Source organism: Frigoribacterium sp. PhB24 (assembly GCF_003755185.1).
Classification (GTDB): domain Bacteria; phylum Actinomycetota; class Actinomycetes; order Actinomycetales; family Microbacteriaceae; genus Frigoribacterium.
The window spans coordinates 261164-283008 of the sequence record NZ_RKIC01000011.1 but is presented as its reverse complement, the minus strand read 5'-3'; the positions used below and the strand labels follow the sequence as shown (position 1 = coordinate 283008).

Annotated in this window: 20 protein-coding genes and 1 tRNA gene; 5 read left to right on the top strand and 16 right to left on the bottom strand. The window is 71.0% G+C overall.

Annotated features, from left to right (window positions below):
- Positions 1–176: 176 nt before the first annotated feature.
- Positions 177–965, bottom strand: coding sequence for an isoprenyl transferase (locus EDF50_RS09005; RefSeq protein ID WP_233570471.1), 789 nt, complete (start codon positions 963–965; stop codon positions 177–179).
- An 85-nt stretch (positions 966–1050) separates the two neighbouring features.
- On the opposite strand from EDF50_RS09005, the gene EDF50_RS09000 reads away from it, so the two are divergent.
- Positions 1051–1791, top strand: coding sequence for a hemolysin III family protein (locus EDF50_RS09000; protein WP_123519215.1), 741 nt, complete (start codon positions 1051–1053; stop codon positions 1789–1791).
- A gap of 58 nt (positions 1792–1849) precedes the next feature.
- On the opposite strand, the gene EDF50_RS08995 is transcribed toward EDF50_RS09000, so the two are convergent.
- Both EDF50_RS08995 and mca read right to left on the bottom strand, forming a co-directional pair.
- The gene (locus tag EDF50_RS08995) at positions 1850–2224 is read right to left on the bottom strand and encodes a hypothetical protein (RefSeq protein WP_123519214.1); all 375 of its coding nucleotides are present in this window, start codon (positions 2222–2224) and stop codon (positions 1850–1852) included.
- Positions 2221–3111 carry a mycothiol conjugate amidase Mca gene (gene mca / locus EDF50_RS08990; protein ID WP_199738691.1) on the bottom strand — a complete coding sequence of 297 codons (891 nt, stop codon included), beginning with the start codon at positions 3109–3111 and terminating at the stop codon, positions 2221–2223. The genes EDF50_RS08995 and mca overlap by 4 nt, the downstream gene beginning before the upstream one ends.
- A 69-nt stretch (positions 3112–3180) precedes the next feature.
- On the opposite strand from mca, the gene EDF50_RS08985 reads away from it, so the two are divergent.
- Both EDF50_RS08985 and greA read left to right on the top strand, forming a co-directional pair.
- Positions 3181–3603: a DUF4307 domain-containing protein gene (locus EDF50_RS08985; RefSeq protein WP_158612672.1), complete on the top strand. Its 423-nt coding sequence runs from the start codon at positions 3181–3183 to the stop codon at positions 3601–3603.
- Between the two features lie 142 nt (positions 3604–3745).
- Positions 3746–4237 (top strand): transcription elongation factor GreA, encoded by a 492-nt coding sequence (gene greA, locus EDF50_RS08980; protein WP_123519212.1) that lies wholly within the window; start codon positions 3746–3748, stop codon positions 4235–4237.
- 394 nt (positions 4238–4631) lie between these two features.
- On the opposite strand, the gene ilvA is transcribed toward greA, so the two are convergent.
- Both ilvA and EDF50_RS08970 read right to left on the bottom strand, forming a co-directional pair.
- Positions 4632–5870 (bottom strand): threonine ammonia-lyase, encoded by a 1239-nt coding sequence (gene ilvA / locus EDF50_RS08975; RefSeq protein WP_123519211.1) that lies wholly within the window; start codon positions 5868–5870, stop codon positions 4632–4634.
- The gene (locus EDF50_RS08970; protein ID WP_123519210.1) at positions 5863–7044 is read right to left on the bottom strand and encodes an AI-2E family transporter; all 1182 of its coding nucleotides are present in this window, start codon (positions 7042–7044) and stop codon (positions 5863–5865) included. Before EDF50_RS08970 ends, ilvA begins: the two co-directional genes overlap by 8 nt.
- A gap of 130 nt (positions 7045–7174) precedes the next feature.
- Here EDF50_RS08970 and EDF50_RS08965 point away from each other — a divergent pair, with 130 nt between their 5' ends.
- A complete protein-coding gene (locus EDF50_RS08965) occupies positions 7175–8425 on the top strand; it encodes a winged helix-turn-helix domain-containing protein (protein WP_233570469.1) in 1251 nt (416 codons plus the stop codon).
- On the opposite strand, the gene EDF50_RS08960 is transcribed toward EDF50_RS08965, so the two are convergent.
- Together EDF50_RS08960 and EDF50_RS08955 are read right to left on the bottom strand one after the other, a co-directional pair.
- Complete coding sequence (locus tag EDF50_RS08960; RefSeq protein ID WP_123519208.1) at positions 8422–9330, bottom strand: M48 family metalloprotease; 909 nt, start codon at positions 9328–9330, stop codon at positions 8422–8424. The two genes, EDF50_RS08965 and EDF50_RS08960, sit on opposite strands and share 4 nt — an antisense overlap.
- A gap of 25 nt (positions 9331–9355) precedes the next feature.
- Complete coding sequence (locus EDF50_RS08955; protein ID WP_123519207.1) at positions 9356–9937, bottom strand: LemA family protein; 582 nt, start codon at positions 9935–9937, stop codon at positions 9356–9358.
- 343 nt (positions 9938–10280) lie between these two features.
- On the opposite strand from EDF50_RS08955, the gene EDF50_RS08950 reads away from it, so the two are divergent.
- On the top strand, positions 10281–12383 hold the full coding sequence (locus tag EDF50_RS08950) for a hypothetical protein (RefSeq protein WP_148076798.1): 2103 nt from the start codon (positions 10281–10283) through the stop codon (positions 12381–12383).
- 617 nt (positions 12384–13000) lie between these two features.
- On the opposite strand, the gene EDF50_RS08945 is transcribed toward EDF50_RS08950, so the two are convergent.
- From EDF50_RS08945 to EDF50_RS08905, 9 genes are all read right to left on the bottom strand, one after another.
- Positions 13001–13074 (bottom strand) — tRNA-Leu (locus tag EDF50_RS08945).
- A gap of 79 nt (positions 13075–13153) precedes the next feature.
- Positions 13154–14713: an NAD(P)/FAD-dependent oxidoreductase gene (locus EDF50_RS08940; RefSeq protein ID WP_123519205.1), complete on the bottom strand. Its 1560-nt coding sequence runs from the start codon at positions 14711–14713 to the stop codon at positions 13154–13156.
- A 39-nt stretch (positions 14714–14752) separates the two neighbouring features.
- Positions 14753–16000 carry a S8 family serine peptidase gene (locus EDF50_RS08935; protein WP_233570467.1) on the bottom strand — a complete coding sequence of 416 codons (1248 nt, stop codon included), beginning with the start codon at positions 15998–16000 and terminating at the stop codon, positions 14753–14755.
- Between the two features lie 5 nt (positions 16001–16005).
- Positions 16006–16563 carry a DUF501 domain-containing protein gene (locus EDF50_RS08930; RefSeq protein ID WP_123519204.1) on the bottom strand — a complete coding sequence of 186 codons (558 nt, stop codon included), beginning with the start codon at positions 16561–16563 and terminating at the stop codon, positions 16006–16008.
- Complete coding sequence (locus EDF50_RS08925; RefSeq protein WP_123519203.1) at positions 16560–17117, bottom strand: septum formation initiator family protein; 558 nt, start codon at positions 17115–17117, stop codon at positions 16560–16562. Before EDF50_RS08925 ends, EDF50_RS08930 begins: the two co-directional genes overlap by 4 nt.
- Before the next feature lie 85 nt (positions 17118–17202).
- Positions 17203–18483 carry a phosphopyruvate hydratase gene (eno, locus tag EDF50_RS08920; protein WP_123519202.1) on the bottom strand — a complete coding sequence of 427 codons (1281 nt, stop codon included), beginning with the start codon at positions 18481–18483 and terminating at the stop codon, positions 17203–17205.
- A gap of 102 nt (positions 18484–18585) precedes the next feature.
- Positions 18586–19827: a histidine--tRNA ligase gene (gene hisS / locus EDF50_RS08915; protein ID WP_123519201.1), complete on the bottom strand. Its 1242-nt coding sequence runs from the start codon at positions 19825–19827 to the stop codon at positions 18586–18588.
- 332 nt (positions 19828–20159) lie between these two features.
- On the bottom strand, positions 20160–20741 hold the full coding sequence (locus EDF50_RS08910) for a TetR/AcrR family transcriptional regulator (protein ID WP_123519200.1): 582 nt from the start codon (positions 20739–20741) through the stop codon (positions 20160–20162).
- A gap of 314 nt (positions 20742–21055) precedes the next feature.
- Positions 21056–21844, bottom strand: a complete 789-nt coding sequence (locus EDF50_RS08905; protein ID WP_158612671.1) for a MazG nucleotide pyrophosphohydrolase domain-containing protein — start codon at positions 21842–21844, stop codon at positions 21056–21058.
- Position 21845: the final 1 nt, after the last annotated feature.

Sequence of the window (21845 nt, the reverse complement as noted above, 5' to 3'; positions counted from 1 at the left end):
AGGAGGCGCGGCACCGCCGACCTCCGGAGTCACCGACACCAGCGCGCTCCCCCAATCCAGCCGGCCACCGGCAACTCAGGAGAACGGCACACCCGACCCCCGCCAGGAGGCGCGGCACCGCCGACCTCCGGAGTCACCGACACCAGCGCGGCACCGAGACGGCGACCGCGCCCGCGTCAGCTGCCGTAGCGGCGGTGCCGGAGCGCGAAGTCGCGCACCGCGCGGAGGAAGTCGACCTCGCGCAGGTCGGGGTAGAAGGCCTCGACGAAGTAGAACTCGCTGTGGGCGCTCTGCCACAGCATGAAGTCGCTCAGGCGCTGTTCACCCGAGGTGCGGATGACGAGGTCGGGGTCGGGCTGCCCGCCCGTGTAGAGGTGGTCGGCGATCAGTTCGGGGGTGAGCACCTCGGCCAGGGCGTCGAGCGTGCCCCCGGCGGCGTCGTGCGCCCGCACGATGCTGCGCATGGCATCGGCTATCTCACGGCGCCCGCCGTAGCCGACGGCGAGGTTCACGTGCAGCCCGGTCTTGTCGGCCGTCCGGGCCTGGGCGTCGCGCAGGGCAGAGCAGAGCGTCGGCGGCAGGTCGTCGGTCGCTCCGACGTGCTGCACGCGCCAGTCGCGCTGGTGCGAGAGCTCGTCGGCGACGTCGCCGATGATGCCGAAGAGCTCGGTCAGTTCGTCCGAGTGGCGGTTGCCCAGGTTGTCGGCCGAGAGCAGGTAGAGGGTGACGACCCTGATGCCCAGGTCGTCGCACCAGCCGAGGAACTCGCTGATCTTCGCGGCACCCGCACGGTGCCCGTGCGCGGCCGTCTCGAGCATGCGCTGTTTGGCCCACCGCCGGTTGCCGTCGACGATCATGGCGACGTGGTGGGGCAGCTCTTGACCATCGAGGCTGCGGCGGATGCGGTTCTGGTACAGGCCGTACAGGACTCCCCTGGCGAGGGGAGAGGGACGGCGCTTTTTCACAGGGCTACGGTAGCCCACGGCGGGCCCTCCGCAGAGCCGACAATTCTCAGCCCGCCTTCTCGGACGCTCCCCTAGGCTCGGCCCCATGAGCAGCCCCGCCGACGGTGACCGTGCGACCCTGCGGGCCGACGAGCCCGACATCCCGAACCTGCCGCTGCTCGACGACGTCCTCGCCTACGCCTCGATCGAGCGCAAGCCGACCTGGCGTGGCTGGATCCACGCGGCGACGTTCCCGGTCGCGATCGCGACGGGCATCGTCCTCGTCGTCCTCGCCCAGGGCGTGGCGGCGACCTGGGCCTGCGCCGTCTTCATGACGACGTCGATGCTGCTCTTCGGCATCTCGGCGACGTACCACCGCTTCCCGTGGAGCCCGAACGCCAAACGCTTCCTCAAGCGCCTCGACCACGCCAACATCTTCCTGTTGATCGCCGGCACCTACACCCCGATCGCGGTGATCGCCCTCCCGCCGTCGAAGGGGGTGACCCTGCTCGTGCTCGTCTGGACGGGTGCGGTGCTGGGCATCCTCTTCCGGGTGTTCTTCCTGAACGCGCCACGCTGGTTGTACGTGCCGCTGTACGTCCTGCTAGGAGTCGGCGCGCTGGGGTTCGTCGTCGACCTGCTCGACGCGAACGTCGCCATGATGGTGCTCGTGCTCGTCGGTGGCGCCCTTTATATCGCGGGCGCCGTGTTCTACGGCATCAAGAAGCCGAACCCCGTGCCGGGGCATTTCGGGTTCCACGAGCTCTTCCACACGATGACGGTGCTGGCGTACCTCTGCCACTGGACGGGCATCCTGCTCGTGGCCCTGAACCCGCCGACTTTCTAAGGTGAGGCCACCCGAGCCGAGGAGGCGCGGGTCGCCACCTCGACGCCGGTCGCGCCGGTCACGAGTCGCGCTCGCGCCTCCTGCGGTCGCCGTCGTCGTCGAGGTCGCCCTCGACGGAACGGGCAGGCCGGTCGGCGTCGCCGGGCAGTGCTTCGTCGTCGAGCGCCGCAGCGGCCAGGGTCGCCTCGTCTCGCTCGGCCTGGATACGTTCACGCACCTCGCCGCGGTAGCGGGTGCGGCGCACCCGACGGGTCATGTCGACGACGATCAGCACCGTCGCGACCGCGACGAAGGCGATGGCGACGAAGCCCCAGACCCCAGGCGTGACCGCCTCGTCGGGGATGGTCGACGGCGGCAGGGTCGGGTCGGGCGTCTGCGGCTGGGCCAGCAGACGGGTCGTCACCGTGAGCACCGAGTCGGTGAGCGCGCTCATCTCCGCACCCCCGCGAGGCCGGTGTCGGGGTCGACGACCCCGGCGAAGAGGTCGTCCTCGGGCAGGTCGGACTCGACGTTCGACTCGACCAGTTGGAAGTCCTCGGTGGGCCACGCGGCGACCTGCAGCTCGTGCGGCCAGAAGAAGAACGCGCTGTCGAGCGGTACCTGGCTGGCGTGGGACCGCAGGGCGGCATCGCGCACGGGGAAGAAGTCGGAGACCGGCACACGCGTCGTGGCCAGGTCGGGGCGGTCGCTGAATCGGGCGAGCATCTCGGTCAGGGAGTCGATGAGGGGCGACTCGGGGTCGCTCTCGCGCAGGTGCGTGATCATCGCGCCGATGCGGCCGGCACTGAACATGCGGTCGTAGTAGACCTTGTCGATCTGCCAGGCGTCGCCGGTGGTCGGGTAGCGCGCAGGGTCGGAGGCGGCACGGTAGGCGGCCATCGAGATCTCGTGCGTACGGATGTGATCGGGGTGCGGGTACCCGCCGTTCTCGTCGTAGGTGACCAGCACCTGCGGCTTGAAGCGGCGGATGACGGCGACGAGCGGCTCGGCACTGATCTCGAGCGGGATCGTCGAGAACGAGTTCACGGCGACCGACTCGCCCTCGGCGGGCAGCCCCGAGTCGGCGTAACCCAGCCACAGGTGGTCGATGCCCATGGCCGCCTGGGCCGCGGCCATCTCGTGCACGCGGAGGCCCGCGATGTCGCGTTCGGCGTGGCTTCGCGCCTCGAGCTGCTCGTTGAGGATCGAGCCCTGCTCGCCGCCGGTGCAGCTGACGACGAGCACGTCGACGCCGAGACTGCGGTAGTAGGCGTAGGTCGCCGAGCCCTTGCTGGACTCGTCGTCGGGGTGGGCGTGGATCGCCAGCAGGCGCAGGGTCAATTCTTCCTCGCAATGTGTGCCGGGCAGACGTTGCTACCCTGGGGACAGCTTAATCGGACGGAGATCCGCGTGACGTCCACGCCCCGTGTCACACCACCCTCGTCGCGCCTCGACGCCCGCTACGGGCGCTCCCCGCAGGGTCGGCGTCGGCGTCTCGTCGTGGGGCTGTCGGTGGCCGTCGCCTTCGTCGTCGTCTTCGCCGCCTGGGTGGTCTTCGCCGCGTTCGACGGCACCTCGTCCCAGCTCGAGTCCGCCGACGTGGGCTACCAGGTGACCTCCGACCGGGCCGTCGACGTCCAGTACACCGTCACGGCGGACACGGGCGAGGCGGTCGACTGCGCGGTCGAGGCCCAGAACAGCGGCTTCGCGGTGGTGGGCTGGAAGATCGTGCACCTACCCGCGTCCGAGCAGCGGTCGGTGACGTACACGACCTCGCTCGCGACGTCCGAACGGGCGGTCACGGGCTTGATCTACCGGTGCTGGCTTCCCTAGACTGCTCGAAATCGCACGACGAGACCGGCCACTCGGCCGGTCTCCTTTTTTCGGTGGGCGACCTCGCCCCGGTTCCCGGCACCGCGCCTCCTCGGCTCGACCTGCCCGTCCGGGTTCGGCCGCCGCACGAAACGGAGACACCATGAGCACTGACAACGAGACCACCTGGCTCACGACGGACGCCCGCGACCGTCTGCAGGCCGAGCTCGACACCCTCAGCGGCGAGGGGCGTCGAGAGATCGCGTCACGCATCGAGGCAGCCCGCGAAGAGGGCGACCTGAAGGAGAACGGCGGCTACCACGCCGCGAAGGACGAGCAGGGCAAGATGGAGGCACGCATCCGCACGCTGATCAATCTGCTGAAGCACGCCACGGTCGGCGACTCGACGGCCGCCGACGGCATCGTCGGGCCCGGCACCGTCGTCACGGCGACCATCGCCGGCGACGAGAGCACGTTCCTGCTCGGGAACCGCGAGATCATCGCGGCCGGCAGCGACCTCTCGGTCTACAGCGAGGCCAGCCCGCTCGGTCAGGCCATCAACGGCCTCAAGGTCGGCACGACCACCAGCTACACCGCACCGAACGGCAAGGACATCTCGGTGTCGATCACCAACGTCGAGACCTACCAGCCGTAGGTCAGCCGGCGATGAAGGCCCCTGCTCGACGAGCGGGGGCCTTCGTCGTCCCCGCCACGCCCTGACGCCTGCCGGCATCGGCATCGGCGTAGGCATCGGCAACGGCATCGGCAACGGCAACGGCAACGGCAACTCAGGAGAACGACGGTCGAACCTTCCGTCCAGCACTCCCCCGTCGTCGTTCTCCTGATTTGCCGCCCCGGGCGCTCACCAGGAGGCGCGGGTCACGCCCGGAGGCGCGGGTCACGTCAGGAGGCGCAGGTCACGCCCGGACACGCAGGTCACGTCAGGAGGCGCAGGTCACGCCCGGACACGCAGGTCACGACACAAGGCGCAGGTCACGCCCGGAGGCGCAGGTCACGGCAGGAGGCGCGGTCGCGCCCTGGGAGGCGGCTCAGAAGTCGACGTTGGGCTGGTACCCCGCGTCGCGCAGCCGCTGCAGGACCTCTTCGACATGGTCGGGCCCGCGCGTCTCGACGCTGAGCTCGAGCTCGACCTCACTGATCTGCAGACCTCGTCCGTGGCGGGTGTGCAGCACCTCGACCACGTTGGCGTTGGCGTCGGACAGCACTTCGCTGACCCGGGTCAGCTGGCCCGGGCGGTCGGGCATGCCGATGCGCAGTTTGACGTAACGGGCGGCGGCGGCGAGGCCACGACCGATGACGCGCTCCATCATCAGCGGATCGATGTTGCCGCCGCTGAGGATCACCACGGTCGTGCCGAGGTCGCGGACCTGCTCGGTGAGGATCGCCGCGATGCCGACGGCGCCCGCGGCCTCGACGACGAGCTTGGCGCGCTCGAGGAGCACCAGCATCGCTCGAGCCGTGTCGTCGTCACTGACCGTGACGATCTCGTCGACCGTGTCGCGGATGATCTCGAAGTTGAGCACGCCGGGTTTGGCCACGGCGATGCCGTCGGCGATCGTGGGCTGGGCGTCGATGTCGGTCCGGACGCCGAGTTTCATCGAGACGGCGTAGGGCGCGGCGTTGGCCGCCTGCACGCCGATGATGCGGACGTCACGCCCGGTGAGCGCCGCGCTCTGCTTGAGGGCGCTGGCCACGCCGGCCGCGAGGCCGCCCCCGCCGACGGGCACGATCACCGTGTCGACGTCGGGCACCTGCTCGAGGATCTCGAGCCCCAGGGTGCCCTGACCGGCGACGACGTCGGCGTGATCGAACGGGGGGATGAACACGGAGCCGGTCGTGTCGGCGAACTCTTGCGCGGCTCGGAGCGACTGCTCGACCGTGTGCCCCCGGAGCACGACGTCGGCACCGTAGTGCCTCGTCGCCTGCAACTTGGGCAGCGCGACGCCCACGGGCATGAAGATCGTGGCGGCGATGCCCAGCTCTCGGGCGGCCAAGGCGACACCCTGCGCGTGGTTGCCGGCCGACGCGGCGACGACCCCCCGCGCCTTCTCGTCGTCCGTCAGCTGCGTCAGCCTGTTATAGGCGCCGCGGATCTTGTACGACCCCGTGCGCTGCAGGTTCTCGCACTTGAGGTGCACGCGGGAGCCCAGGACGTCCGCGAGATACTGCGAGGTCTCCATCGGGGTGACGCGGACGACCCGTGAGACCCGCTCTCGCGCCTCCTCGATCTCGACGAGGGTGGGACCGGCCAGGGTGCGTTCAGACATCGGTGAGACCTCCGGCTTGAGTGACGTCGTGTTCGAGGGGCCGCGGCTCGCCGCGCCACGTGCCCCTCGCGACATAGGTGATCATGACGTTGAGCACGGCCACGAACGGAACGGCGAAGAGGGCCCCGGGGATGCCTGCGACCAGGGTGCCGCCCGCGACGGCGAAGACGACGGCCAAAGGGTGCACCTTGACGGCGCTGCCCATGACGAACGGCTGCAGGAGGTGGCCCTCGATCTGCTGCACGAGGATCACGACGGCGAGCATCAGCAGGGCGACGACCCAACCGTTGTAGACGAGCGCGATCACGACGGCGACGGCTCCGGTCGCCACGGCGCCGACGACGGGCACGAACGACCCGAGGAACACCGCGATCGCGATGGGCGCCACCAGCGGCAGACCGAGGAAGAACGCGCCGAGGCCGATGCCCACGGCGTCGACGAACGCGACGAAGATCTGCACCTTGACGAAGTTCGTCAGGGTGAGCCACCCCGCCCGGCCCGCACCGTCGATCGCCGGACGCGAGGCCCGGGGGAAGAGGCGGACGACCCACCGCCAGATCTCGGACCCGCCCACGAGCACGAAGATCGTCGCGAAGAGACCGAGCACGAGCCCGGCCCCCACGTGACCCGCGGTCGATCCGACCGAGAGGGCACCGCGCACGAGTGGTTGGCTGTCCTGCTGGACGGCCGCGATCGCGTCGGACACGTACCCGTTGATCTGGGCCTCGGTGAGATGCAACGGCGACGTGAGCAGGAAGTCCTTGAAGTCGCCGTAGGAGGCGATGGACCGATCACGCAACGTGGGCCAGCCGTCGACGATCTGCAGGACGACGAGCACGACGAGGCCGGAGACCACCACGAGGAACCCCACCAGAACCGACACGACGGCCAGCCACTTGGGCCAGCGATGTCGCTGCAGCCACCCCGAGAGCGGAACGAGCAGGGCGGAGATCAGCAGCGCCACCAGGAAGGGGATGACGATGACCCGCAGCTGGGTGACCAGCCAGACGAAGACACCGGCCACGGCCACGAGCAGCAGGATGCGCCACGACCAGGCCCCCGCGATGACCATGCCCCGGGGCACCGACGGATCGGCGACGGCACCGGCCGTCTGCCCGCTCACCGCGTCGCCCTGCGTCTCGTCGCCGCGCGTGGGGCGGTTCCGCCAGATCATCGCGTCAGTTTATGGCCACGCGGAGCCGGTCACCTACCCGTCCACATGCCGCCGGGCGCATGTGTCGACGGGGACGAGGCGACGTCAGGAGGCGCGGTGCGTGTCGGTGGCCGTCGCTACAGTCGTCCGCGTGCCCCGTCAGCAGCTCTCCCCCGCCCAGGCCCGACGTGTCGCCCTCGCGGCCCAGGGCTTCGGCAACCCCGTCGACGGCCCCGTGCGCCCGGGTACGCGCCAGCTGAACGGCCTCGTCGACCGCCTCGGCCTGTTGCAGATCGACTCGGTCAACGTGTTCGAGCGCAGCCATTACCTGCCTGCGTTCGCCCGCCTCGGCTCGTACGACCGCGCGACCCTCGACCGCCTCACCTTCACCCCCGGCGGCCGGTACGTCGAGTACTGGGCCCACGAGGCGGCCGTCATCCCGGTGTCGACGTGGCCCCTGCTGCGCTGGCGCATGCGCGACTACGACGCGAAATGGCGAGGGGACGACTCGTCGTGGTTGTCGACGAGCCCCCGGATGGAACGCTGGTTGCTCCACGAGATCCGTGACAAGGGGCCGCTGCCGGCCAGCCTGGTCGAGGGCGACGCCGCCGTCTTCCCGCAGCCCGACCGCACCGGCCCGTGGTGGGGGTGGGGCGACGTCAAACGCGGCCTCGAATCACTGTTCCGGACCGGAGCCCTGGTCAGCGCGGGTCGACGACGGTTCGAGCGGGTCTACGCCCTCCCCGAGCAGGTGCTCTCGGCCGAGGTGCTGGCCGTCGACGTCGACCGCCACGAAGCCCACCGTCGCCTCGTCGCCCACGCGGCCCGCGCCTCCGGAGTGGCCACGGCCTCCGACCTCGCCGACTATTTCCGGCTCAAGGCCGTCGACGTCGGGCCCGCCCTGCGCGAACTGCACGACGAGGGTGTCGTCGAGCCCGTGGTCGTGCCGGGCTGGGATTCGACCGCGTGGCTGCACCGGGACGCTCGCGTGCCACGTCGACTCCGGTCGGACGCCGTCCTGTCACCGTTCGACCCCGTGGTCTGGCACCGCCCCCGGGCGGAACGACTCTTCGGCTTCCGCTACCGCATCGAGATCTACACCCCCCGCGAGAAGCGCGTGCACGGTTACTACGTGCTGCCCGTCCTGCAGGACGATCAACTCGTGGGGCGGGTCGATCTGAAGAGCGACCGTCAGGCGGGCGTCCTGCGGGTGCAGTCGGCTTGGCGCGAGCGCGACCTGCCGATCGACGTCGAACGGCTGGCGACGACCCTGCGCCGCGCCGCGGCCTGGCAAGGGTTGGGCACGATCGAGGTCGCCGACCGCGGTGACCTGGCGGGTGCCTTGCGAGCGACCGTGGCCGGTCGCGCGGATGCGGAGGTCGTGACCGACGACGTCGACTAGAAGGTGTCCGCGTTCTGCCGCAGCCGCCGGACGCGGTCGGCGAGCGGAGGGTGCGTGCTGAAGAGCCGGTCCATGACGCCCGGCTTCATCGGATCACTGATCCACAGGTGCGACATCGAGGTGTTCTGCTGGCGCATGGGCCGACCGGACGAACCGAGCTTCTCGAGGGCCCGGGCCAAGCCCTCGGGGTGTCGCGTCGTCAAGGCCCCTGTGGCATCGGCCAGGTACTCGCGCTGGCGCGAGACGGCCGCCTGGACGCCTGCGGCGGCGAGCGGGGCGATGATCATGGCCGCCAGACCGAGCACGAGGAACACGGGGTTTCCCCCGCCCCCGCCGTTGTTGCCGTTCGAGTTGCGGTTGCCCCCGGTCAACGCGCTGAAGAACGACATGCGCAGCAGGATGTCCGCGAGGAACCCCACGGCCACGACGAGGCCGAACACCATCGTCGACACCCGGATGTCGTAGTTCTTGACGTGGCCGAGCTCGTGGGCCATGACACCCTGCAGCTCGGCGTCGTCCATGATCTCGAGCAACCCCGTGGTGGCGGCGACGACGGCGTGGTCGGGATCACGCCCCGTGGCGAACGCGTTCGGGGCCGGATCGACCACCACGTAGACCTTGGGCATCGGCATGCCCATGGTGATGCTGAGGTTCTCGACGGTGCGGTAGAGGCGCGGAGCCGTCGTGCCGTCGACCTGCTGGGCGTTGCTCATCGACAACGCCTGCCCGCTGGCGGCGAAGTACTGGATCAACGCGTAGACCGCGGCGCCGCCGAGGACGAGGAATCCGATCGACCCGTTGTTCCAGATGGCGCTCGCGGCGAAGCCCAACGCCCCGACGATCACGAGGAAGATCAGGACGATGAAGACCGTGTTGCGCTTGTTGCGCGAGATCGCGGAGTACATGGTCTCGAAAGGGAGGCGGGCAGGGTCAGAACTGGACGCGCGGCGGCTCGGCGATGGCCGACGGTTCGGACACCTCGAAGAAGTCCCGCTCGGTGAAGCCGAGACGCTTGGCGAAGAGCGAGTTGGGGAACACGCGGTTCTTGGTGTTGAACTCGCGCACGCCACCGTTGTAGAAGCGACGCGCGGCCTGGATCTTGTCCTCGGTGTCGACCAACTCGGACTGCAACTGCAAGAAGTTCTGGCTCGCCTGCAACTGCGGATAAGCCTCTGCCACGGCGAAGATGCTCTTCAGCGCGGTCTGCATGTGCCCCTCGGCGGCGGACGCCTCGGCCGGCGTGCCGGCCCCGATCGTCTCGGCACGGGCCGCCGTCACGTTCTGGAACACCGACGACTCGTGCGAGGCGTATCCCTTGACCGCCTCGATGATGTTGGGGATCAGATCGGCTCGACGTTTGAGCTGGATCGTGATGTCGCTCCACGCCTCGTCGACGCGCACCTTCAGGGTCACCAACGAGTTGTAGGTGGCCCAGAAATAGATGCCGATGATGACCGCGAGCAGGACGATGATGCCTGCCGCTACCAGGATGCCGATCGTGGCCGGTTGCATGACGTGTCACTCCTTGATGGTGGACCGATGACGGCGGGCGCCGGGTGGTCGCCCGTGACCTGGATCGGGTCGTCGGGAGTCCGATGCACACTATAAATGCGCTGCATGTGGGGTCCCTGCCCACAGGGTGATCTCGGAGCAGAACCCCGACGAGCGGCCGCGGGGGCGACTCCCCCGCGCAACGGATTGACTTGTACCCCGAGAACGTGCTGAATGGGTGACAGTGTTCGAGTCGCCGACCCTGGATCCCACGCGCCCGCCGACGCCCGTCGCCGGACGACGCGTGGTCGCGCCACGACGTGCGCGCCGTGCCCGGCGTGCGTCGTCGACGCTCGTTGCCGTCGTGCTCGGTCTCTCGCTCGCGCTGTCGGTCGGTGTCGGGGCCCGCGCCGCGGGCGACCCCGCGCGCACCCCCACCCCCGCACCGTCGATCGGCCAACCAGGCGCCGACCCGGTCGCGCCCACCATCCGCGACGTCGGCGACCGAGACGTCAACGCCGTCGTGGTCGCCGGTACGGGGTCGGCCGGGGCCACCGTGAGGGTGCTCGACCCCCGCGTGCCCAGCCGCGCCCTCTGTGAGGTGACCCTGCCCTCCGACGAACCGGGCAGCGCCTCCTGGTCGTGCCCCGTGGTGCTCGAGAACGGCGCCGACCAGACGCTGACGGTCCGGGACGTCACGAACTCGGCCGTGGTGGACGACGCGGTCAGCGCTCCGTTCTCGGTGCTCGGCCCGCCGACCGTCCAGGGCGGCCCCGCCGTCGGCGGCAAGCTCGCGGGCACCGCCTTCCCCGGTGCCCGGGTCACCGTCGGTGGAGGCGCGGCACCGGTCTCCGCGACGGCCGACGGCACCGGCGCGTGGTCGGCCCTGCTGCCGTCCTCGACGTGGCCGACGGGCAGGTACACGGTGACGGCGTCGCAGTCCTCGGACTCGGTTCCCGCCGTGCCCCGGTCGGCGACCTCGACCGGGGTCGTCGTCACGATCGACCGGGACGCCCCCGCCGCGCCCGTCGTCACCGCGCCCCGGGCGGGTGAACGCGTCACCACGCAACCGATCATCTTCTCGGGGTCGGGAGAGGACGGCGCCACGGTCACCGCGTACGTCGACAGCACCCCGGTCTGCCAGGCCACGGTTTCCGGTGGCGCGTGGCGCTGCACGTCGTCCGACGCCGCCCTCCCCGAGGGAGGACACGTCGTCCAGGCCGCCCAGATCGACGCTGCGGTGAACGTCGGGCCGCCCAGCGCGGGCATCTCGATCACGGTGGCGTCGACGGCCGCCGCGACCGCGCCTCCTTCTGCCTCTGCAGCACCGACCCCGGGTCCGGGGGCGACCGGTGACCCGGCCGTTCCGGCCGAGCCGCCCGTCGGGGCGTCCGCAGCCCCCGTGCCCGGTGACGGCTCCGGCGGCACACCGGGCGACGAGGGCGGCGGTCCGACCGGCGCGACCACACCGGCGACCGGAAGCTGGGCGGCGGCGACGACCTTCGGTCGCGACCTGCCCACCGTCGGCCAGGCGATGACCGGCACGGGATGGCTTCTCGCCCTCGGCCTCGCGGCCGCGTTCGTCGTGCTCGTCGTCGCACCGACACGTCTGTTGGCCACGGCGTTGACAGGCCGACTGACTCCTCGTGGACCCCGACTCACGGGGCGGAACCGCCGCCGAGAACTCCCGACCTCGTTCTCGACCGCCACCCTCGACCCCCGCGTCGCCGCCGCGCTGACCGTCGCCGCCGGAGCCGCCGTGGTCGGGCTCGCCGCCGGCCTCGACGACGAGGTCCGCTACGCGCGCCTCCTCGCCGGGATCGCGATCGGCGTCGCTCTCGTCAACGTGCTCGCGATCGTGGTCCCCACCCTGCTGGTGGCGCGATCCCGAGGGCGCGGGGCACGCGTCCGCATGTCACCGCGCCTCCTTCTCGTCGCCGTGGTCGCCTGCGCGGTCACTCGGCTGTTCGGCCTCGATCCGCCGCTCGTGCTCGGGGTGGTGCTCGTCGGGAGTCTCGTGACGCCTGGATCGACGGCGCCCCGACGCCGGCCCGGCGAGTCGGACGATCGCGAGGCGGGGATGCCGGCACTTGTCCAGGTCGCCGTTCTGGCGGTCGTGTCGGCCGGCGCCTGGGCCGTCCACGGGGCCCTGCCTGCCACCGGGGGCTTCGTCACCGAACTGGCCCTCGAGACGAGCGCGACGGTCTGCTTGACCGGCCTCGGATCACTCGTGCTCGCGCTCGTTCCGGTGGGCTCGCTGCCGGGTCGCCGCATCTGGGCCTGGTCGCGACCGCTGCACGTCGCGCTCACCGTGGTCGGCGTGGCGGCGGCCGCGGCGGTGCTCACGGGCGGACCGTCGTCGTTCCCCGTCGAAGGGGCCGTCGCCGCCGCCACCGTCACCGCCGGCCTGTGCGTCGCGGTGTGGCTCTGGACGTCGTTCGTCGAGAGGGACACGGACGGCGCCTGACCCGCTCGACAGCGGGCCCCGGCTCGACGCGTGCCCCGGCACAACGCCTGCCCCGGCACGACGCCTGCCCCGGCACGACGTCTGCCCCGGGGACGACAGCTGCCGTCGAGCGCCGTCTCGCCGGGGATGCCTCTGCCGCGGGCTCCTCTGCCGCGGGCTCCTCTGCCGCGATGCCGTACTACCCGCCGGCAACTCAGGAGAACGACCGACGGACGCGCCTCTCAGAGGGCCGTCCGCGTCGATCTCCTGAGTTGCCGACCCGGCGCGTCCGGCGGCCCCGGCGGTCCCGGCGGTCGGACCGGACGCCGGCGCAGGCGGCAACTCAGGAGAACGACCGAACCCTGGGGCGTATCACCCCCGCAACGCGCTGATCTCCTGAGTTGCCGACCCGGCACGGGACGTGACGGGGGGACGTGGCACACCCGACGGCCCGGCGCGCGAAAGCCTCGGGTGAGGCGGCGCGGCCAGGAGGCGCAGCCGCGGTCAGGAGGCGCAGCCGCGGCCAGGAGGCGCGGCCGCGGTCGACCACGCGAGGCTGCGTCCTGCACGTCGTCGCGAACGCCGCCGGGTCGACACGACTCCGAGTCCGGTGTCCGCGCGCCCACGCCGGTGGGAGGTGCCCCCGCAGGGACTCGAACCCTGACTGAAGCGATTTTAAGTCGCCTGCCTCTGCCGATTGGGCTACGGGGGCCCGGACGACCAGCCTACGAGAACACGGACGCCCGCCACGCTGCTCGGCAGCGGGCGGGCGTCACGGACGTGCTCGGGGATCACTCGGAGGCGGGCACCGTGTCTGTCGCGGCAGTCGGGCCGGCGGCCGTCTTCTTCGCGGCGGGCTTGCGGGCCGGAGCCTTGCGCGGAGCCTCGGCAGCTGCCTCGCCCCCTTCGGCCGTGCCCTTCTTTGCCGTTCCGTCGTCTTCGACCGGGTTCGCGTACGCGGGCCCGGCCTCACCGACGGGCTGACCCGCACCCACGGACGCGGGAGCGCTCGCCTCGGCGGGCGTCTCGACGGCGGGCTTCGGACGCGAGGCGAACTCCTCGAAGGCCGCACGGGGACGCTCGCGGTTGTCGAGCGAGACGATGTCGCGCCCCAGCCACAAGTTGTTCCACCAGCCGCCGACGACGCGGAACTTGCGCTCGAAGGAAGGCATCGCCATGCCGTGGTACCCGCGGTGGGCGGCCCAGGCCGGGAAGCCCTTCATGGCGAACTTGCCGCTCTGGAACACCCCGACGTTGAGGCCGAGGCCGGCGACGGCCCCGAGGTTCTCGTGCTTGTAGTCGACGAGCCCTTCGCCGCGGAGCGACGCGACGACGTTCTTCGCGAGGCGCTTGCCCATGCGGACGGCGTGCTGGGCGTTCGGCACGCAGAATCCGCCCACGCCCTTGCCGGTCAGGTCGGGGGTGGCCGCGACGTCGCCGCAGGCCCAGGCGTCGGGGACGACGGTGTCGCCGTCGACGATGCGCAGGTCGGCCTTCACGGTGATGCGACCGCGCTGCTCGAGCGGGAAGTCGGTTCCGCGGACCATCGGGTTGGCCATGACGCCGGCCGTCCAGACGATGAGGTCGGACTCGAACGACTCACCGGTCGAGAGCTCGATCTTGCCCCCGACCGCGGACTGCAGCTGGGTGTCGAGGTGGACGGTGGCGGCGCGTTCCGCGAGGTTCTTCAGCACCCAGTGGCTCGTCTTGAGCGACACCTCGGGCATGATGCGGCCCATGGCCTCGACGAGGTGGAAGTGGGTGTCGTCGATGGTGAGGTCGGGGTAGTTCTTCAGCAGGTCGCTGGCGAAGCTGCGCAGTTCGGCGAACACCTCGATTCCGGCGAAGCCGCCGCCGATGACGACGACCGTGAGGAGCCGGTCGCGCTCGGGACCGGCCGGCAGGTTGGCGGCCTTCTGGAAGTTCGTGAGCACCTTGTCGCGGATCGCGGCGGCCTCTTCGATGGTCTTCAGGCCGATCGCCTCGTCGGCCACGCCCGGGATCGGGAAGGTGCGCGACACGGCACCGGCCGTCATGACGATCTGGTCGTACTGCATCGTCCAGGCGTCGCCCACCTCGGGCGTGATGGTGGCGGTCCTCGAGGCGTGGTCGACACCGGTCACCTTGGCCGTGACGACGTTCGTCTTCTTGAGGTGGCGTCGGAGGGCGACGACCGCGTGGCGCGGCTCGATCGAGCCGGCGGCCACCTCGGGCAGGAACGGCTGGTACGTCATGTAGGGCAACGGGTCGACGATCGTGACCTCGGCCTCACCCGCGCGCAGCCACTTCTCGAGCTTCCAGGCGGTGTAGAAACCGGCGTAGCCGCCGCCGACGATGAGGATTTTGGGCACGGCGAATGTCTCCTTGAGATGGGGGTGTCGCAGACGACCTTACCCCGAGCGCCGCGCGCGCCTGAACTGGCGGACGGCTCCGACGGCGACGAGGACGGCGGCTCCGCCGAAGACCGTGAAGACGATCAACGGGATGCCCGTGGACCGCATGGTCTCGACGGTGGGCAGGAGGACCGCCAACGGCTGCCCCGGATCGGGCACGGGCGTCGGGACGGGGGCCTCGTCCGTGGGGTTGGTCGCCGGGGCCGACGGCGCCGGCACGTCGGCACGTCGGTGCACGCGGATCCACTCGGCCAGGTCGCCCATCGGGTTCGCGGCGACCGCGGGCACCGAGGCGTTCACGGCCGCCGCGGCGTCGACGAGCCCGTAGCCGTACAGAGGGTCCGGCGTCGAGGAGCCCTTGGGGGTCGCCGTCGACACGACGCGGTTGATGACGTCGGCCGCGCCGAGCTCGGGATGGGCGCTGCGCACGAGCGCGACGATGCCCGCGACGAGGGGCGTGGCCCCGCTCGTGCCGCTCCAGCTGTAGTGGACGTCGCCCGGACCGACGCCGACGAGGTCCTCGCTCGGGGCGGCCACGCCGATCGTGATGCCCTGACTCGACGCGTCGAAACTCGCCGTGCCCTGCCGGTCCACCCCGGCGACGGTGAGCACGCCCGGCATCGTCGCCGGGGCGCCCACTTCGGTCGTGCCGCTGCCACGGTTGCCGGCCGCCGCGACGACGACGACGTCGTGCTCCATGGCGTAGAGGAAGGCGTCGTCCCAGCTGGTCGGCCAGTCGAGCGTGTTGCGGGTCAACGACATGTTGATGACGTCGGCCCCCGCGTCGACCGACCACCGCACCGCCCGGGCGATCTGGTCGTCGGAGTCCACGGCCGATGATCCGAAGCCCACCGACACCGAGAGGAGGTCGGCCTCGGGCGCGACGCCGATCACACCGTCGCCCGGACCGGTGCCGCGGCCGGCGACCATCGACCCCACCAAGGTGCCGTGGTTCGGGTCGTCGCCGACCGGAGTCTGACCGTCGGCCGAGCCGAGCCCCGAGACGTCGGTGCCGCCGACGACGACGCCCTGCAGCTCGCGGACGGAGGAGTCGACGCCCGTGTCGATCACGGCGACGGTGGTCCCTGCGCCCCGCGTGGTCTGCCACGCCCGCTGGACGCCGTAGTCGGCGAGCCAGTACTCGGCGTCACGGACCTGGTCGGCCGTCGCGGCCGAGGCCGGCACGACGGCCGCGACGAGGGCCCCCAGCACGATCGCCACCACGAACCCACCGGAACGGCGCACGCGCGTCAGGCTCCCCCGCCGAGCGCAGGAGCGTCGACGAAGGCGCTGTCGTCGGCCAGGTAGTCGGGGCACCGGCACACGTCGGGGCTCCACGCCGCCCGCTCGAGGGCGAGGTCGCCGAACGGATTGACGCCCGGCCCGGCGGCCAGTGCGTGGCCGACCAGGGCGTGCAGGCACTTGATCCGCTCGGGCATACCGCCCGCCGTCACGTGGTCGATCTCGTCGACGTGCTCGATGCCCTCGCGGTCGGCGAGGTAGGCCTCGTGCGCGGCCTGGTACCGGGCCCGCAACTCGGGGTCCGATTCGAGCAGGCCGGTGAACTCGACCATCACGCCGGTGGCTTCGAGGGTCGACACGGCGGCCGTGGCACCGGGGTGGCACAGGTAGTAGAGCGTCGGGAACGGCGTGCCGTCGCCCAGGCGCGGTTTCGTCGCCACGACGGTGGGTGCACCGCAGACGCACCGAGCGGCGATGCCGATCACGTCGCGCGCGGGACGCCCGAGCTGAGCCGTCACGACGCGGACGTCGTCATCGGTCACGGGATCGAAGGGGGGCGTGGTCACGGCGTGCCACCTGTCTGCTCGGAGGTCGGGGCGGGCACCTGGCTGCCGCTGATGTCGGGGGCGACGAGTTCGGTCGCGGGTTCGTCGCTCAGGCCGGCGTCGAGGACCGAGGCAGTCATGGCCGCCACCCAGTCGACCTGGGGCGTCTGCAACGAGTCGCTGATCGTCGTTCCGGTGCCCGGAGCCGTGCCCGAGATCGGAGCCGCGTCGTCGCCCATGACCAGGTAGCTGTACTCGCCGGGGTAGACGTAGAGCAGGCGGTCCCGGGCCTGCGCCTCGATGTACGCCGGGTCGCTCCACCGCGCCACGTCTTCTTTCAACTCGTCGACGGACTCTTCTTGCTGACGGACGTCGTCCTGGAGGGCCGCGATCTGTTGTTGCTGCTGGATCAACGTGCGCAACGAGGGCGCGAGGATGACGACGAACATGACGAGGATCACCAGCATGAGCACGCTGAAGCCCGAGAACCGGATCGTGCGCAGCCAGTGGCCCGTCGGCGTCTCGCCGGCCGGCAGGGTCACCGGCACACGGCGGTTCGAGGTCTCACGGGGCATGCGACGAGCCTAAACGACGTCACTGGGGAACGACGGAGGCCCGCCCCGCACGAGCAGGACGGGCCCCGAGGAGGCGCGGATCGCGTCAGGCGGAGAAGCGCGGGAAGGCGCCGTACCCGGCGTAGACCGCGGCGTCGCCGAGTTCTTCCTCGATGCGGAGGAGCTGGTTGTACTTCGCGACGCGCTCGCTGCGGGCGGGTGCGCCGGTCTTGATCTGGCCCGCGTCGGTCGCGACGGCGAGGTCGGCGATCGTGGTGTCCTCGGTCTCGCCGGAGCGGTGCGAGAGAACCGTCGTGTAGCCGCTGCGCTGGGCGAGCGCCACGGCGTCGAGCGATTCGGTCAGCGTGCCGATCTGGTTGACCTTGACGAGGATCGAGTTGGCGGCGCCGGCCTTGATGCCCTTGGCGAGGCGCTCGGGGTTCGTGACGAACAGGTCGTCGCCCACGATCTGCGTCTTCGAGCCGATCTCGCTCGTGAGGTGGGCCCAGCCCTCCCAGTCGTCTTCGTCGAGCGGGTCCTCGATGGTGACGAGGGGGTACGACGCGACGAGGTCGGCGTAGTAGTTCGCGAGGAAGGCCGAGTCGCGCTTCTCGCCCTCGAAGGTGTAGCTGCCGTCGGCGTAGAACTCGCTCGACGCCACGTCGAGGCCGAGGGCGAGGTCTTTGCCGGGGGTGAAGCCCGCCTTGGTGATCGCCTCGACGAGCAGGTCGAGCGCGGCACGGTTGCTCTCGAGGTTCGGCGCGAAGCCGCCCTCGTCGCCCAGACCGGTCGAGAGACCCTTGGCCTTGAGCTCGCTCTTGAGGGCGTGGTACGTCTCGGCACCCCACTGGAGCGCCTCGGCGAACGAGGAGGCCCCGACCGGCAGGATCATGAACTCCTGGATGTCGACGTTGCTGTCGGCGTGCGAACCGCCGTTGATCACGTTGAGCATGGGGACGGGCAGCGTGTGCGCGTTCGGCCCGCCGAGGTAACGGAACAAGGGCAGGTCGGCCGAGTCGGCCGCCGCGCGGGCCACGGCCAGCGAGACGCCGAGGATGGCGTTCGCGCCGAGGCGCTTCTTGTTGTCGGTGCCGTCGAGCTCGATCATGGCCTGGTCGATGAGGCGCTGGTCGGTGGCGTCGAGACCCTCGACCTCGGGGCCGATCTCGTCGATGACGGCGGCGACGGCCTTGAGCACGCCCTTGCCCAGGTAACGGCTCTCGTCACCGTCACGCAGCTCGTAGGCCTCGAAGGCCCCGGTCGATGCGCCCGAGGGAACGGCCGCACGCGACACCGTCCCGTCCTCGAGCAAGACCTCGACCTCGACGGTGGGGTTGCCCCGCGAGTCGAGGATTTCGCGGGCGCCTACGGCGTCGATTGCTGCCACTGGAGAGCTCCTTAGTAGTCGTTCGTCTGGGGACGCGAGGTCCGCGGCCCAGCTTAGCCGCGCCTCCTGCCCTGGTTCGTGGCGAGGAGCCGTCGGCCACGGTCAACCGATCGTGCGGACCTCGAGGTCGGCGGCCGACTCGCCCCCGCGCACGGTGACGAAACGGGTGAACCCCGCCGCCGCGAGGCCGTCGAGCTGGTTGGTGAAGTTCTTGGCCTTCTTCTCGAGGCGCACACGCCGCTCACCGCCCGCCAACAGTTCACGCTGGAGGGCGAGCAACTCGACCGGTTCGACCTTCTTGTCGTAGACCAGCGCCAGCCCCTCGTCGTCGTCGGTCGCGAGCGTCACCAGGTCGACGAGACGTTCGAACCCCAGCGAGAAACCGGCCGCGGGCACCTCGCTGCCGAGGAAGCGACCGATCATGCCGTCGTAGCGACCACCTCCGCCGAGCGAGTAGGGCACGTCGGGGTGGGCGATCTCGAAGATCGTCCCCGTGTAGTAGCCCATGCCACGGACGAGCGTCGGATCGAACCGCAGGGTCGCACCCGGCAACGCGTCGCGCAGCGCGACCAGGTCGGCGAACGCGGCCCGGTCGAGCCAGGGAGCGTCGTCGCCCTCGCCGGTGGCCCACGAGGCGTCGGCCAGCTGCGCCAGCGCGTCGTCGAGGCCGGGAGTCGTGACGCCGAGGTCGACCAGCTCGGCCACGACGCCGTCGACGCCGACCTTGTCGAGCTTGTCGACGACGATCAGGGCCTGGTCGGTGAGCGCCTCGGGCACGGACCAGTGGGCGAGCATCGCCAGCAGGATGCGTCGGTCGTTCACCCGGATCGTCGTCCCGGTGAGGCCCAGGGCCTCGAGCACGGCGGTGGTGGCCTGGATCAGTTCGATCTCGGCCAGGGGCCCGGCCTCGCCAAGGACGTCGATGTCGCACTGGACGAACTGTCGGTAGCGCCCCTTCTGCGGCCGCTCGGCCCGCCACACCGGGGCGATCTGGACGGAGCGGAAGACCGTCGGCAGCTCGGCCCGGTGCGACGCGTAGAAGCGGGCGAGCGGCACCGTCAGGTCGAAACGGAGCCCCAGGTCGGCCAGACCGAGGACGCTCTCGGCCGACCGCAGGTCGTCGAGGTCGAGGCCCCGTCGGAGGACCGCGAAGACCTGCTTCTCGTTGTCGCCCCCGAGACCCGAATGGAGGCGCGAGCTCTCTTCGACCACGGGCGTCTCGATCTCGTCGAAGCCGTAGGAGCGGTAGACGCCTCGGATGACCGAGAGGACACCCTCGCGGCGCCTCTTGTCGGCGGGCAGGTGGTCGCGCATGCCGCGCGGCGGGTTGACGGGGGTCGGCATGAAGACATCATCCCAGAGCCGCCGACGGTGGACGCCGATTTGCGGACATGTGACATTCCACGCTACGATCCTCACGAGTGATCGGCGCAAATCGGGTTGCGTGCCGATCACACCTCGAGGCCCTCCCTTCCCTGCGGTGAGGGCCCCGGGCCGGGTCGGGCGTTCTGCGCTCGGCCCGGCTCCGCCACTCCCGTCACCCCGGGCGCCCTCCGGACGCGCACCCGTCGCGACACCCTTAACAGCGGGGTCGGCAGCCGGGCAGGGTCAGCAGCAGGGCAGGGTCGGCGTCAGGACAGTGACGCCGCCAGGGCAGGGACGGTGCTGCGGACGGGTCAGCGCTGCGGAGGGCGTGCGACGAGGGTCTCGACCGCCTGCTTATAGGCCGCTGACGCCCGGCGTCCGTCACCCGAGACGATGGCGTCGTACTGCAGGCCGAAGAGCGCGTCGACGAAGACCCGAGCGGAGACCTTGGCCTCGGCCGGCGTGACGCCGTTCGCCGAGACCCAGGCGGCGACGTGGTCGACCCATCGGCCGACCGTCGCACGGGCGGTTCCGTCCGCTTCGCCCGCGACGGTCTCGAGCAGGGCGGCCTCGAGCTCGAGACGGTGCAGATCACGGCCACGCTCGGTGGACACGTCGTGCCAGACCTTCGCGAGGTGCTTCTCGAACGCCTCCCGGTCGAGCTCGGCGACCGCAACGGCGAGTAGCCCGTCGTTGCGAGCGACGACCGCGCGGACGATCTCGGCGATGAGCTCGGCCCGATTGCCGAAGTGGTACACGAAGACGTAGGTGCTGACCCCGAGGGCCTCGGCCAAGGTACGGAACGACACGGTGGCGAGGGAACGACCGCGGAGGTGCTCGAGGATCTGCCCCAGCAACTCGGGCTTGCGAGTGGGATCAGGCTTGCGAGGCATTCTGCCGCTCCTTCGTGCCGACGAGTCGTACTCGCCCTGCGCGGCCGCCGTCGTCGTCGTCGTCGTCGTAGTGGACCATAACAGACGTCTGCCCTGGCCGACCGGCCGGTCGATCGAGGCCTCTGCGGACCGTTCGACACCCCGGCGAGCACGAGATCGACCGACATGTCGGTTTTTGACATGTCAACACTCATCCTCTACATTGAGGACACCACTCGGTCACCGCCGGGCCGGTGCCTTCGGGCCAGCCCCTGGTGCTCGAGCGACGGCCTCGCCGCTCATTCGGGTTGAGCAGGCGACGCCGGGGTGCCCCCTCATTCGGGTTGAGGGGGCACCTGCTCGACACCGTCTCTCGTCGTCGGGCCGGTCTCGTCCCGGCGGAGCAGCGCCTCGCGCTCGCGGACGGCGGCCCGGAGGGCACGCTCGGCGTCGATGCCCCGATCGGTGGCCTCGTCGACCCTGGCGAGCAGCGCCCTGCCCCAGGCGAGCTCGGTCGACGGCGCGTGGGCCTCTGTCTCGCCCGGACCTGACGACACGGTCGACGGCCCGTCCGCCGCGGGCCGGGCGGAGCCCGCCGCGGCCCGACGCGAATCGAGCTTCTGCGCCCTGGCGAGCGCCGGTTGCCCGACGGGGACACCGTCGTAGACGCTCGTCCGGCGCGACTTCTCGTCGGCCTTCGCCGCCGACCAGAGCCGGACGATGTCGTCGACCCCGTCGGCGCGCTCGGCCCCGAACACGTGCGGGTGCCTCCGGACGGTCTTCTCGGCGACGTCGCGGACGACGTCGGCGAGGTCGAACGCCCCCGTGGAGGCGCGCGCGGCCAGGGCGCTGTGCAAGACCACCTGGTAGAGCACGTCCCCGAGCTCTTCCCGGAGGTCGTCCGAGGTGCCGTGCTCGATCGCCTCGACGAGCTCGTAGGCCTCCTCGACCAGATAGGTCACGAGGGACCGAGGAGTCTGTGCGCGGTTCCAGGCGCACCCGCCCTCGTCGGCGAGGAGGGCGTCGACCACGCCGACGAGCTCGCCGAGCCGGGCGCCCGCCCCGGGCTCGTAGCCGCCCCGCGCCTCCTGGTCTCGAGGGCCCTGAGCCCGCCCGGCCGACACG

Bases quoted from the DNA above. Each gene is read 5' to 3' on its own strand.
- EDF50_RS09000 (WP_123519215.1), top strand. From the start codon at position 1,051: ATGAGCAGCCCCGCCGACGGTGACCGTGCGACCCTGCGGGCCGACGAG.
- EDF50_RS08995 (WP_123519214.1), bottom strand. From the start codon at position 2,224: ATGAGCGCGCTCACCGACTCGGTGCTCACGGTGACGACCCGTCTGCTG.
- greA (WP_123519212.1), top strand. From the start codon at position 3,746: ATGAGCACTGACAACGAGACCACCTGGCTCACGACGGACGCCCGCGAC.
- ilvA (WP_123519211.1), bottom strand. From the start codon at position 5,870: ATGTCTGAACGCACCCTGGCCGGTCCCACCCTCGTCGAGATCGAGGAG.
- EDF50_RS08970 (WP_123519210.1), bottom strand. From the start codon at position 7,044: ATGATCTGGCGGAACCGCCCCACGCGCGGCGACGAGACGCAGGGCGAC.
- EDF50_RS08960 (WP_123519208.1), bottom strand. From the start codon at position 9,330: ATGTACTCCGCGATCTCGCGCAACAAGCGCAACACGGTCTTCATCGTC.
- EDF50_RS08955 (WP_123519207.1), bottom strand. From the start codon at position 9,937: ATGCAACCGGCCACGATCGGCATCCTGGTAGCGGCAGGCATCATCGTC.
- EDF50_RS08925 (WP_123519203.1), bottom strand. From the start codon at position 17,117: ATGCCCCGTGAGACCTCGAACCGCCGTGTGCCGGTGACCCTGCCGGCC.
- hisS (WP_123519201.1), bottom strand. From the start codon at position 19,827: ATGCCGACCCCCGTCAACCCGCCGCGCGGCATGCGCGACCACCTGCCC.
- EDF50_RS08910 (WP_123519200.1), bottom strand. From the start codon at position 20,741: ATGCCTCGCAAGCCTGATCCCACTCGCAAGCCCGAGTTGCTGGGGCAG.